13 protein-coding genes are annotated in these 12,726 nt (G+C 56.1%); 7 read left to right on the top strand and 6 right to left on the bottom strand.

What is annotated here, in order from left to right; genetic code table 11:
• Both ACILP3_RS03785 and ACILP3_RS03780 read left to right on the top strand, forming a co-directional pair.
• Nucleotides 1-132 (top strand): acyl-CoA dehydrogenase family protein (locus tag ACILP3_RS03785; protein ID WP_395615341.1); only part of this gene is annotated, 132 nt, incomplete at its 5' end.
• A gap of 23 nt (nt 133-155) precedes the next feature.
• Nucleotides 156-1,226 (top strand): phosphotransferase, encoded by a 1,071-nt coding sequence (locus tag ACILP3_RS03780; RefSeq protein WP_395615338.1) that lies wholly within the window; start codon nt 156-158, stop codon nt 1,224-1,226.
• Nucleotides 1,227-1,435: 209 nt separating this feature from the next.
• Here ACILP3_RS03780 and ACILP3_RS03775 read toward each other — a convergent pair whose 3' ends face one another.
• From ACILP3_RS03775 to ACILP3_RS03765, 3 genes are all read right to left on the bottom strand, one after another.
• Complete coding sequence (locus ACILP3_RS03775) at nt 1,436-2,179, bottom strand: SDR family NAD(P)-dependent oxidoreductase (protein WP_395615337.1); 744 nt, start codon at nt 2,177-2,179, stop codon at nt 1,436-1,438.
• Between the two features lie 174 nt (nt 2,180-2,353).
• Nucleotides 2,354-2,638 (bottom strand): helix-turn-helix domain-containing protein, encoded by a 285-nt coding sequence (locus tag ACILP3_RS03770; protein WP_395615336.1) that lies wholly within the window; start codon nt 2,636-2,638, stop codon nt 2,354-2,356.
• A gap of 242 nt (nt 2,639-2,880) precedes the next feature.
• On the bottom strand, nt 2,881-4,965 hold the full coding sequence (locus ACILP3_RS03765) for a PQQ-binding-like beta-propeller repeat protein (RefSeq protein ID WP_395615335.1): 2,085 nt from the start codon (nt 4,963-4,965) through the stop codon (nt 2,881-2,883).
• 560 nt (nt 4,966-5,525) lie between these two features.
• Here ACILP3_RS03765 and queC point away from each other — a divergent pair.
• From queC to ACILP3_RS03740, 5 genes are all read left to right on the top strand, one after another.
• Complete coding sequence (gene queC / locus ACILP3_RS03760; RefSeq protein ID WP_395615334.1) at nt 5,526-6,209, top strand: 7-cyano-7-deazaguanine synthase QueC; 684 nt, start codon at nt 5,526-5,528, stop codon at nt 6,207-6,209.
• On the top strand, nt 6,206-6,844 hold the full coding sequence (gene queE, locus ACILP3_RS03755) for a 7-carboxy-7-deazaguanine synthase (protein ID WP_395615333.1): 639 nt from the start codon (nt 6,206-6,208) through the stop codon (nt 6,842-6,844). Before queC ends, queE begins: the two co-directional genes overlap by 4 nt.
• Before the next feature lie 70 nt (nt 6,845-6,914).
• Entirely contained in the window at nt 6,915-7,262 is a 348-nt protein-coding gene (locus tag ACILP3_RS03750; RefSeq protein WP_395615332.1) for a hypothetical protein, read from the top strand.
• Between the two features lie 46 nt (nt 7,263-7,308).
• Nucleotides 7,309-8,655: a TldD/PmbA family protein gene (locus tag ACILP3_RS03745; protein WP_395615331.1), complete on the top strand. Its 1,347-nt coding sequence runs from the start codon at nt 7,309-7,311 to the stop codon at nt 8,653-8,655.
• Nucleotides 8,648-9,448, top strand: a complete 801-nt coding sequence (locus ACILP3_RS03740) for a 3'(2'),5'-bisphosphate nucleotidase CysQ (protein ID WP_395615330.1) — start codon at nt 8,648-8,650, stop codon at nt 9,446-9,448. The genes ACILP3_RS03745 and ACILP3_RS03740 overlap by 8 nt, the downstream gene beginning before the upstream one ends.
• 135 nt (nt 9,449-9,583) lie before the next feature.
• On the opposite strand, the gene ACILP3_RS03735 is transcribed toward ACILP3_RS03740, so the two are convergent.
• The 3 genes from ACILP3_RS03735 to ACILP3_RS03725 all read right to left on the bottom strand — a co-directional run bounded on the left by ACILP3_RS03735 (nt 9,584) and on the right by ACILP3_RS03725 (nt 12,648).
• Nucleotides 9,584-10,519, bottom strand: coding sequence for a phytoene/squalene synthase family protein (locus tag ACILP3_RS03735; RefSeq protein WP_395615329.1), 936 nt, complete (start codon nt 10,517-10,519; stop codon nt 9,584-9,586).
• 63 nt (nt 10,520-10,582) lie between these two features.
• A complete protein-coding gene (locus ACILP3_RS03730) occupies nt 10,583-11,164 on the bottom strand; it encodes a TIGR00730 family Rossman fold protein (RefSeq protein ID WP_395615328.1) in 582 nt (193 codons plus the stop codon).
• Nucleotides 11,161-12,648: a phytoene desaturase gene (locus ACILP3_RS03725; RefSeq protein WP_395615327.1), complete on the bottom strand. Its 1,488-nt coding sequence runs from the start codon at nt 12,646-12,648 to the stop codon at nt 11,161-11,163. The genes ACILP3_RS03730 and ACILP3_RS03725 overlap by 4 nt, the downstream gene beginning before the upstream one ends.
• Nucleotides 12,649-12,726: the final 78 nt, after the last annotated feature.

Below are 12,726 nucleotides of genomic sequence, written 5' to 3'. Positions count from 1 at the left end.
TTTGGCGGCTATGGCTATTTGCGTGATTATCCTATCGAACGTTTCTGGCGCGATTTGCGCGTACATTCCATCCTTGAAGGGACCAATCAGGTTATGCGTATGATTATTGGCCGGGACCTGTTGCGCCCGTAAATTCTGCTTGTGGAGTTGAGATTATGATTACGGGCACAGATGCAAATATGGGCACAACGCCAGTTAGGGTAGAACATCTGTTCAACGAGCAGGCATTGGTTGATTGGATGATTGGAAATGTTGAGGGCTTTGCGGGGCCTCTTACGGTCGAACAATTTAAAGGCGGCCAATCTAATCCTACTTATAAGCTCATAACGAAAACAAAGTCGTATGTGTTACGCCGCAAGCCACCGGGTGATTTGTTAAAGGGTGCCCATGCGGTTGATCGTGAAGCGCGAATTTTATCAGCGCTTGGTTCTACCGGTTTTCCCGTGGCCAAGGTTTACGGTCTTTGTGAAGATAATAGCATTATCGGAACTTCGTTTTTTATCATGGAGATGGTTGAAGGACGGATTTTTTGGGATGCGACATTTCCCGATGTCGCAACGGACGAACGGGCCGACTATTTTGATGCGATGAATGCTAGTATTGCGGCCCTTCATAAAATTGATCCAGCCTCGGTTGGCCTTTCTGATTTCGGCAGGCCTGGCAATTATTTTGAGCGACAGATTGCGCGTTGGTCGAAGCAGTATCTTGAGGATGCCGATGCAGGGCGCGATACGGAAATGGACAAATTGGTAGAATGGCTGCCGGCCAATATTCCGCTCGGCGATGAGACTAGTATCGTTCATGGCGATTTTCGCTGCGATAACATGATATTTCATCCGACAGAACCACGTGTGCTGGCGGTTCTGGATTGGGAATTATCAACCCTAGGACATCCGCTGGCCGACTTTGCTTATCATGCGATGATGTTTCGGATGCCGCCAGACATTGTGGCAGGTTTAGGGGATGCCAATTTAACGCAGCTCGGAATTCCATCTGAGGCAGACTATCTCGCCGCATATTGTCGCCGAACTGACCGCGCGTTGATTTCTGAGGCCGACTACGCCTTTTATGTCACGTTCAATTTTTTCCGACTTGCCGCAATTTTCCACGGCATCAAGGGGCGGGTAATTCGCGGCACGGCGGCATCCGCGCACGCGACAGAGCGCGCCAAAAGCTTTCCAAAGCTTGTCGCTCTCGCCCGTGAAAGCATGGATGCTTGCTTATGAGCGATGCGGATTTGTAACGCTTTGGTCCAGTCGCATGCCCCGTATCTCGCCATCTTAGCTGTGCAAGACAAAGGGCTGAGCGTGATGGCATGTGGCCCTTATGAGGCTTGAAAGAGCGCAGCTTCTGGGGTCAAGCGGCCCTGAGCCAAGTGAAAGCAACTGGGTACCGTCACATCCATCCCGACGCTGCCCAGTCGTTTTCTCCCGCATTAGAACCGCGAAATTGCGCCTCCACATACTTTGATGCCAGCTCCGCTCACATAACTCGCGCTGTCTGTTGCCAGAAAAAGCGCCGCAGCGGCAACTTCGTGCGCCTCTCCAATACGGCCAACCGGCGCTTTTTCTTCCCAATAAGCGCGAAAGGCTGGGTCTGCCATAGAAGGCGCAGCCAATGGCGTCATTATTGCGCCGGGTTGCAGATAATTTGCAGTTATACCAAATTGACCCAGATCAGCTGATAGTGATTTGGTAAAGCCCGCAATGGCGTGCTTGCTGGTGCCATATGCGCAAAGCGAAGGCCCGCCAAAGTCAGACATGATTGAACCGAGATTAATGATCCGGCCAGACCGGCGCAATTTCATGTGCGGCAGGACGGCACGTGTAATCATGAAGGGGGCCGTGACGTTGACCTCCATCGTTTTCAACCAGCTTTCCGGCGTCTGGTCTTCAACCGTGCCTGGCAAGCAAATTCCCGCGTTGTTGACAAGGATGTCCACCTTGCCGAAGCGGGCTAGGACGGTTTCGACGATTGTTTCTGCGGCATTGGGTGTCGTAATGTCGCACAAAAGGAGCGCAAGCTTGTCGCTCGCTTGCAGATCCGCTGCGTCAAAGCCCTGCTGATCCACGGCCAGCACTTCTGCGCCTTCAGCTAAATAGAGACGCGCAATTGCTAGCCCGATACCGCTAGCGGCTCCCGTTACGATCGCCGTTTTTCCCGCAAGTTGCCCTGTCATTTGCTTCTCCTTTTTTCCGTGTCTACAAAAAACCAACCCAGCATCTATGCGCTTGTCTTGGCGTATCCCGCCCCGACGAGCTTAGCCATATCATTTCATGATGGAGATGATTGTCATCCGTGGCCTTGGCCAACATCGTAGGCGGCAAAGCAGCTATAGTGCAAGGACTGCTGGTTAATCAATTCCAGCTAAATGCATCTTTTCTCGAAGCGCCGCTAATAGGCTGTCCTCGTCCAGACCTACTGCACGGGCAAAGGCTCTTGTAAAACCGAAAATGTAAACACTGCCGGGCAAGGCCGAAAAGTCGTCATTCTCGATTGCGGTCAAAAAACGCACTGAAATTTTTGTGCGATCTGCGATATCTTGGAGAGCGAGATTAGCTGTCATGCGTGCTTGATTAAGCCTCGCGCCAATCAATTCCATCTCGCCCACAAGCGGGTCTTTTGGAACAAAGCTCACTTATATTCTCCCCCCAAAGAACGCGATTTTCCGTTACGTAAAAGATACAAACGAATCGGAAACGCATCCTGTTAGCAGAAGTTATCCACAGGGTCGAATCGTCGAAGACGCGATGCTGACAGACACTATCGTCAGCCCTTTTTATTCAGTAACCTGACCTTTTAAACTTACGCCAGTTTAATAGGTCCGGACGCTAGGCTACGCCGCGACCGACACCGGTAATTTGGCAGATCGCGGGCTCGTTAGTCGGCCAGCTCAAACACATATAGCATGTTGCCGCCGCTCGGCTGGTAGATATCTGGGCTTTGTTGCGCCGTCACCAGCTTGAACACGCCCATGCCCGTGGTCACGGCGATATACTGTTTGCCACCTACCGCATAAGTCACTGGGTAGCCATGCGGCGCTGAACCAAGGCGTGTTTGCCAGAGCACAGCGCCGGTATTCACGTCAAAGGCCTTGAAGTAACGATCGATGTCGCCAATGAACGCCAGACCACCACCGGTGGTCAGTGCAGAGGTCATGAACATGGCACGCTGGGTATGTGACCAGCGCGGCTTTAACGTCGTGACATCGATGGCACTCAGGCGACCGAGCATGCCGTCGGCGCCAGGCATGGGGTGGATGGTGGATTCGCCGCCATAACCGCCGCCGCCTTCTTTGCGCTCCACGGCACGGCCGGTCATGTCGACGCATAATTGGTGCAATGGCAACAACAGCAAGTTGCTGGGCGGGTCATAGGCGCTGGCCTGCCAATTGTGGCCGCCATAGATGCTCGGACAGACCGACACCGTGTCATCCACCCCTGCATTCATGATGTCATCGCGGTATTCCACGCGACCAGTTTTATGGTCTATGGATTTGAAGATATTTTGATAAAGCGTTTCGGTGACAGCCACAAACTTGCCGTTACGACGGTCGAGTTTCCATAACAGGCCATCCTTACCAGCAGTGAGCACGAATTTGTCCGGCCCGATATCTACCAGCACGCGTTCGAAGCCGGTTTCCATGTCGAGTGTTTCACCCGGTACGTGCTGAAAGTGCCATTGCAATTTGCCAGTGCGCGGGTCGAGTGCCAGTGTCGAGTTGGTGTAGAGGGCTGCATCCGCTGCAGTCATGCCGCGGCTGGCTGCTACCCAAGGCTTCGCTTGGGCGGTGCCGAAGTAATATAGGTTTAACTTCGGGTCATAGCTACCGGTAATCCAGTTGTCGCCGCCGCCGCGCAATTCAACGGGCTGGCCCGCCCAGCTGGCATCATTGGGGTCGCCGGGCAGTGCGATGGTGGAGGTGCGCCACAATTCCTTGCCTGTGCTTGGGTCGTGTCCGGTGATAAAGCAGCCTGTCTTTTTGTAGCGTTCGCAGCCGTTGATACCGCTCACCACGACGCCACCAGCGATGAATGGCCCCGCCGTATGCGTGTAGCCTTGACGATAGTCTGCCTTCACTGCGCGCCACAGCAGCTTGCCGGTACGCGCCTCCAGCGCCACAATGGCGGCGTCGTAAGTCGCCAGAAATACCTTGTCCTGATACAGCGCGATATTGCGTGTAGGTCCACCTAGCGTGCGTGAGTCTTCGGGATGTGGGTAGGCATATTCCCACAGCAAACTGCCGCTAGCGGCGTCGATTGCCTGCACCACATTGCCCGGATGGGTCAGGTACATTACGCCGTCATGGATGAGTGGGGTGGGCTGATTACTGCCCTCTTTCATCGTCATCGCCCAAGAGAGCCGCAGGCGACCGACCGATTTGGTGTTGACGCTCGACAATGGACTAAAGCCCTGTCCATCTTCAGTGCGGCGCCACTGGAGCCAATCTGTGGCGGGTGGGTTTTGCAGCATCGCATCGGTAACCGGTGACGTCGGCGGTGCTTCGCGGTTTACCCAGCCACCGGCCCGTTGGGCTGCCTCCATGACGCCAGCAGCCCCTTGCCACGTGGTTTGATCTGGCTTTTGTTCGCTGGCCGCTGGTTTTTGTTCGCTTACTGCTGGTTTTAACTCGCTTACCGCAATGCCATTGCTGCGCAGCAGGAAAGCGGCGATGTCGTTGACCACGGAGGGCGGGGCGTTAGCGGGCACGTTCATAGACATCATGCTGCGGATGAAGGTGGCCAAGGGCGGCACGCCGCCTTTGCCCCATCGGGTCCGGAACCGCTCGCCGGTTAAAGCAACACCATGGGCACCGCCTGACAGGTTGGCATTGTGGCATTCCGCGCAATAGTTTTTGTAAGCTGCACTGCCAGAAGACGTGGTTTCAGCCTTAGCTTCTGCCGTCATAAGCACGCTTACGGCCAGCAACATGAGGCTGATAAAAGGCCAGCGAATAACCCGCATGAACATCTCCTATGATTATAGGAAGAGGATGCTCGCTTGTCTGCAACCAGTCAATGATGAAGTTGCCTTCGGCTCCAAGAAGACGAAAGGGTGGAGAGTTCCGGTGACAATTGCGTCATCCCCCAAAACACCCCATTCAGCAACAAACGCAGTCGCCCCAGCCTGCGCTGGGGTGAGGGGATAACTTTGGCGAAGCCTCTCGCATGCAGGCGGGGGCGTGGCGACCATAGCAAACTCCCCTCCCGCCTGCGGGAGGGGGCGGGGGAGGGGCGAGCCGCAGGCGCGCGTGAGAACATTGAAGGCAGATGCCCTCCCCTAACCCCTCCCGCGAGCGGGAGGGGAACTAAGTCATCCCCGAAACGACCCGTCATGCTGAACTTGTTTCAGCATCTTATTATTTCTTCGCGGCGGTGCTTAAGTAAGATCCTGAAACGCGTTGTGCTCTGCACGCCTTCGGTTTCAGGATGACGGAAGGTGTTGTTTATAGAGATCGCGAAAACCCCAACCACCTCAATAACGCAGTCTCGACTTTGCCCATGACCAGCGGCTATGGGGGCGGCATGAGCACATATACTAAATCCGCAATCGTCCTTTTGTCCGGCGGTCTTGATTCCATGGTTGTGGCCGGATTGGCGCGCGAGGCGGGCTATGATCTGATTGCGTTGACCATCGATTATAATCAGCGTCACCGTATTGAACTGGACAGCGCAGCCCGCATTGCCGCGCATTTGGGGGCCAAGGAGCATATTGTATTGCCGCTGGACTTGACGCGCTTTGGCGGGTCGGCGTTGACGGCGGATATTGCTGTGCCCAAACAGGGGGTGGAGTCTGGCTTTATTCCGGTGACTTATGTCCCGGCGCGCAACACGATATTTTTGTCCTTATGCCTTGGCTTGGCCGAAGCGCGCGATGCCCGCGACCTTTGGATTGGGGTCAATGCGCTCGATTATTCAGGCTATCCCGATTGTCGCCCCGATTTCATCCGCGCGTTTGAGGCAACGGCCAATTTGGCGACCAAGGCAGGCGTCGAGGGCGATCATTTTACCGTGCACACGCCCTTGCTGCATATGACCAAGGCCGACATCGCGCGGGAGGCTGCACGGCTTGGGTTGGATGCGGGGATGAGCTGGTCCTGCTATGACCCAAGCCCTGATAATAAGGCCTGCGGTCAATGCGATGCTTGCCGTCTGCGCGCGAAGGGATTTGCCGATGCTGGCCTGCCTGACCCGACGGTTTATGCATGAGCTACGCGGTTAAAGAGATTTTTCTGACCTTGCAGGGGGAGGGCGTCCATGCGGGCCGCCGCGCGGTGTTCTTACGCTTTTCAGGCTGCAATTTGTGGAGCGGACGAGAGGCCGACCGCGCCAGCGCCATTTGCCAATTTTGCGACACTGATTTTGTCGGCACCGACGGCGAAAATGGCGGACGTTATGACGCCGAAGGGCTGGCAGCGAAGGTCGCCGAGCTGTGGGGCGATGGCATGGACAGCCGCTATGTCGTGATTACCGGCGGCGAACCCATGCTGCAAGTGGATGACGGGATCGTCGACGCGCTCCACGCCCACGCTTTCCAGATCGCGATTGAAAGCAATGGCACCATAGTGGTGCATCCCGGCATTGATTGGATATGCATCAGCCCAAAGGCGGGATCGGACGTCATTCAACGCACTGGCGACGAATTGAAATTGGTGTGGCCACAACCGACAAGCGACCTTGATGCCATGGAACAATGGCAATTTGCCCATTTCCTTATTCAGCCCATGGACATGGGAGAGGCCGCGTTGAACGCAACCAGCGTATCAGAGGCGACGCGTTTCGTGATGGCGCGTCCAAAATGGCGCTTGTCTTTGCAAAACCACAAGATTCTTGGGCTACCTTAAGCGCATATAAATTTGCTTGAAACCTCTTCCTGAACGTGACAGTCTTGTGACAGGGAAGAGGAGAGAGAAAATGGCAAAAGCCCAAGAAGCGCATCTGCGCGCCTATAAAAGCTATGCAAAACGCATGTCTGACCATGTCGCTATTGCGTTAGTTGTCTACACATTGGTGCTGATATTTTTGGTGACGCCGACGATTGAATCGAGCGGCATGTCGATTTTTCCGTATTTTGTCTTGGTCCTTTTTGTTGCTGCCGTCATCCCCTTTTGCCGGAATTTGGAACGGCGTTGGCAGAAACTATGTGCGACCGCCCGTCCAGATGATGGACTGGAAACGCAATATGTCGCCGACCGTTTGAAATTATGGGTCGCCGCGATTGCCATGCCAGCTGTATTGGCGGTGCTATTCACGGTTTTTTGAAGGCGGCTTGATTGACGCTGTAACGGCCCGCGCCTAAGCGGGAATCATGCTGACACCACAACAGGCGCTTGATCGCGCGCAAAATCTCGTTTCCCAAGCCATGAAGGCAGGTGCTGACGCGGCCGATGCCGTCTATGTCTGCGATGCCTCGACTGAAGTGCAAGTGCGGCTGGGCCAGTTGGAAGATGTGGCCCGATCCGAAGGCGAAGATATTGGCCTGCGTGTATTTGTCGGCCAACGCTCCGCCACCATTTCCTCATCCAACATGAACCCCGACATTCTGGCAGGGCTGGTGACGCGCGCCATCGACATGGCAAAAGAAGCGCCGGAGGACCAATATGCGGGCCTCGCGCCGCAGGATCGTTTGGTGACGGGTGCTATTCCCGACTTTGATAGCGATGACGGCCTTGACCCGGACCCAGCCTTGTTACGTGCAGCGGCGTTGGAATGCGAAGACGCGGCGCGCGCCGTACCCGGCGTCACCAACAGCGAAGGCGCGGGCGCAAGCGCTGGACGCAGTATCTTTGCGCTGGCCACCAGCCATGGCTTTGCAGGCGTTAAATCGGGTTCGGGCTATGGCATGTCGGCCAGCGTGCTGTCGAGCGATGGTGATGCCAAGGAACGCGATTATGACTGGCGGTCGGCGCGACATCTTGCTGACCTTGACAGCCCATCCAACATTGGCACCCGTGCAGGCGAGCGCGCGGTCAAACGTTTGAACCCCGGCACGGTCAAAAGCGGGCAGATGCCCGTCGTGTTTGACCCACGCGTCGGTGGATCATTTGTCGGCCATTTGCTTGGCGGCATTAGCGGCTCGGCAATCGCACGGAAAACAAGCTTCCTGCTGGAATCGCTTGGCGCGCAGTTATTCGACAGCAGCATTTCCATTATCGATGACCCGCACCGGATGCGCGGCCTTGGTTCACGCGCCTTTGATGGTGAAGGCCTGCCTACCGCGCGTCGTTATATCATTGAAAAGGGCATTTTGACCGGTTGGTTGATGGAAAGCGCGTCGGCGCGGCAATTGGGGCTGGAACCCACTGGCCACGCCAGCCGCGGGGTTAGCGGTGCGCCAGGCGTCAGCCCATCCAATGTGCATCTGGAAGGCGGTAGCGTCAGCGTGTCGGAGCTGATCGCAGATATCAAACATGGCGTGTATATCCATGAACTTGCAGGGCAAGGCGTGAACCCAGTCACAGGTGATTACAGTCGCGGTGCAGCAGGTTTCCTTATCATCGATGGCGAAATTGCGGGGCCGGTGAGCGAATTCACTATTGCGGGCAATTTAAAGGATATGTTTGCGGGCATGACGGCGGGCAATGACCTCGAATTCACACGCAGCATGAACGTGCCGACATTACGCATCGATGGCATGATGATCGCAGGTGCCTGAACGGCAAGTTGACCGCGCCGCCGTTGTCGCTGCCACGCAAGAGGCTGCGGCATTGGCCTTTGCCAGTTGGCGCGAGGGCGCGGCGGCCGATACCAACGTGTGGGACAAGGGCCAGAATAACCCTGTCAGCGATATCGACATGGCGGTTGATGCGTTGCTGACGACACGATTGCGGGCCATTTTGCCTGAAGCGGCGTGGTTGTCGGAGGAAACCGTGGATGACCCGTCACGGCTGGACGCGCGGCTGTTATGGTTGGTCGACCCAATTGACGGCACCCGCGATTATGTGCGCGGACGCAGCGGATATTGCGTGTCGGTGGCTTTGGTGGCCGATGGCCTGCCGGTATTCGCCGTCATGGTAGCGCCTGCGCAAGGCAAAGTCTGGGTGGCGGCGCACAATGAAGGCGTCACCTGCAATGGAGAGCGGCTGGTAGGCAGTAGGCGGCTCGACTTCACCGGATCACGCGTGCCGGCCGATGATTTGCCAAAATTGGATGCGGATCTGGTGACGGTGACCAAGCCCAACAGCATTGCCATGCGCATGACGATGGTCGCCTGCGACCGTGCGGATCTTGTCGCGACGTTACGATGGGGCAATGAATGGGACATCGCTGCGGCGCATTTGGTGGCGCAGGAGGCCGGCGGGGTGGTTACGGACGCCTTGGGGCGACCTATACGCTATAACAAACGCGAGCCGCTGGATTTCGGCCTTATCTGCTGCGCGCCGGGGATACATCAGGCGGCGGTGGCGCGCCTGTCGGGCAGGGCGGCAGCTATCTTATCGTCATCGTGAAGCGGTTAACTCAAAATCGTCATCCTGAACTTGTTTCAGGATAACGCACAGCGGTCGCCTGTTATCCTGAAACGAGTTCAGGATGACGAGAGATTTTCCTCCCATCTTGGTTAAGCATATTCGGCCTGACGCGCTTTAAGACCGCAACCGCGTCCATAAAGCATCGCGGTTCATATATCGGGGATTGTTGGCGACCGCGTCGACAAACGCCTTGCGCACCCAGCGGAATTTCTCTGGCCGGCTGGTGAAAATCCGTTGGTCCCAAGCCTGCGCATTGGCGGCACGGACCTTGCGCGCGATTTCGCCGTAAATCCCGGCTGCTGACAAGACCGCCCAACGGGCGCGCAAGGGCAAATGCTTGGCACCAACGCGCGCCGAAGCCTCATATTGTTCAGCCTCATCGGCGAGCCAGCGACCCATCAGCGCCAGTTTCTTTCGGTTATGCGGTTTCATATGCTCGCCGGGCCCGATATCGAGCATAGCGAGCCAGTCATCAGGCAAATAGCATCGGCCGGCGGCGTCATCCTCGGCAATGTCGCGGGCGATATTGGCAAGCTGAAAAGCAAGGCCAAGGTCGCAGGCCCTGTCGAGCGTGGCGTCATCATCGGCTGCTACGCCCATGACGACTGCCATCATCACGCCAACCGCGCCTGCGACATGGTAGCAATATTGATACAGGTCGCTTTCGCGGCGCGGGTGCCAATCGGCGGCGTCGAGGGCAAAGCCTTCGATCACATCCTCTGCCATGCGCGGCGTGAGGCCACATTCCCGCGCGACCACGCCCAAGCAGTCAAAGGCTGGCTCGCCTGTGGGCGTTCCGGCGAGTGCCATTGCGGTCAATTCGCGTATCGCCTGCAACCGCGCCTGCGGGTCTGTGACCGCTTCCATAGTGCCGCCATGGTCTTGCCCATCGGCCATATCATCACATTTGCGACACCATGCGTACAAAAGCCAAACCCGTTCGCGCGTTGTCCGGTCGAACAGGCGGCTGGCAAAGCGAAAGGATTTTGACCCGCGTGAGATGCTCTCTTGCGCAAAGGCGACGAGTGCGGGGCGGTTACATTCAGCCACAGCAAAAACCTGAGTCATTTTGCGCACGCGGGAATGACAAGATCGAAGATTGCGCGATGCCCGTCACAAGTCATCCGCCTTCATCTGGAAAATCGTCTTGTGCGGCACATAAGCCGCCATTTGGGCTAACAAACCGTCCAGATTATCATCGACAAGCATGATACCGGCATGTTGTGGCCGAATGAAACCTACGTCGATCATATTCTGGTTAAACGCGACCAATTGGTCATAAAAACCTGCGACGTTCAAAAGGCCGACGGGTTTTTGGTGATAGCCAAGCTGTGACCAGCTAATGGCTTCCCACAATTCATCCATTGTGCCGACGCCACCGGGAATAGTGATAAAGCCATCGGACAAGTCCGTGAAGCGTTGCTTACGCTCGTGCATGCCCGATACCACATGCAGCTCGGTGCAGCCCTTGTGCGCGACTTCTGCGCCGACCAAAGCCTCTGGGATGATGCCAATTACTTCGCCGCCTGCTTCCAGCGCGCTATCGGCCACCGCGCCCATCAGGCCCAGCCGTCCGCCGCCATACACAACGCCAATGCCGCGTGTGGCCAGCGCCTTTCCGACTTCGCGGGCGACATTAATATATATGGGATTTTCCGGCGTCGCTGACCCGCAATATACTGCAAGGCGTTTCATGAATGTGCGTCCTTTAACATCAATGCGGCCGTGGCCTTTGCGCTGCCTACAACACCGGGGATGCCAGCGCCAGGATGCGTACCTGCGCCGACAAAAAACAAGTTTGATATCGCGTCATCACGGTTGTGCGCGCGCATATAGGCCGATTGCCAGAGCACGGGTTCAAGGCTGAACGCGCTGCCCAAATGCGCGGATAAGTCGCGGCTAAAATCGGCTGGTGTATAATGGAATTGCGTGATGATGCGGCTGCGGATGTCGGGGATTAGGCGGCGTTCCAGCTCGTCCAATATCCGTTCCTTCATTGCCTCACCCACATCGCCATCCCAATTATGCGGCGCCTTGCCCAAATGGGCAACGGGCGCGAGGACATAAAAGGTGGAGCAACCTTCGGGCGCAAGGCTTGGGTCGGTGACGGTCGGGTGATGCAAATAAAGCGAGAAGTCCTTTGGCACGACACCATGATTGAAGATATCGTCCAATAGCCCCTTATAGCGCGGGCCGAACAATATCATGTGGTGCGGGATGCCCGGCCAAGTACCCTTTATGCCCAAATGCAGCACGAACAAAGAAGGCGACCAGCTTTTTCGGCGCAAGGCATTGCTTGCCCGTTCGCCGCGTTTGTTGCTGGATAACAGATCCTTGTACGTGTGCATCACATCGCCATTCGATGCCGCCATGTCGCAATCCATGCGCCAACCGGATTTTGTCCGCACGCCTATGACCTTGTCACCGCGTGTTTCAATCTCTTCGACCGCATCGTCCAAACGTACAGTTCCACCGAGCCGTTCGAAATGCGTCACCATGGCATGGACGAGGCGGTTTGTGCCGCCCTTGGCAAACCATACACCGCCTTCTTTTTCGATGGTGTGGATGAGCGCATAAATTGCGCTGGTGCTCATGGGATTGCCGCCCACAAGCAAAGTGTGAAACGACAACGCTTCGCGTAATTTTTCATCTTTAAGGTAGGAAGAGACAATCGAATAGACCGAGCGCCATGCCTGATATTTCATCAACGCCGGCGCAGCCTTTATCATCGAGGCAAAGTCGAGGAACGCAACGGATCCCAGCTTTTGATAGCCCTGTTTATATACGCCCTTTGAATATTCGAGGAACTTGCGATAGCCCTCAACATCATCGGGGTTTAGTTTCTCAATCTCTGTTTTCAGGCCCGGCGCATCGTTGGAGTAATCGAAATTCGTGCCATCCGGCCAGTTGAGGCGGTAAAACGGGAATACGGGCATTAATTCGATATCGTCTGCCATCTTGTGACCAGACAGCGCCCATAATTCTTCTAAGCAGGGCGGGTCAGTGATGACGGTGGGGCCACCATCAAAGGTAAATCCATCCTTCTCCCAATAATAAGCGCGGCCACCGGGCTTGTCCCGCGCTTCGATGATTGTGGTTGATATTCCCGCCGACTGCAGGCGGATGGCGAGTGCGAGGCCGCCAAAGCCGGCACCGATGACCGCGGCTTTTTGTGTCATGCCCATCGCCCCCAAAAGGCATCATCCTGAACTGCTTTCAGGATAACAGACGATGTTATCATGTTATCCCCAAACCAG

The organism is Sphingorhabdus sp., from assembly GCF_044239665.1.
In the GTDB taxonomy this organism is placed as follows: domain Bacteria; phylum Pseudomonadota; class Alphaproteobacteria; order Sphingomonadales; family Sphingomonadaceae; genus Sphingorhabdus_B.
Note: the sequence above shows the minus strand (reverse complement) of the source record. Positions and strands in the feature narration are given on the sequence as shown.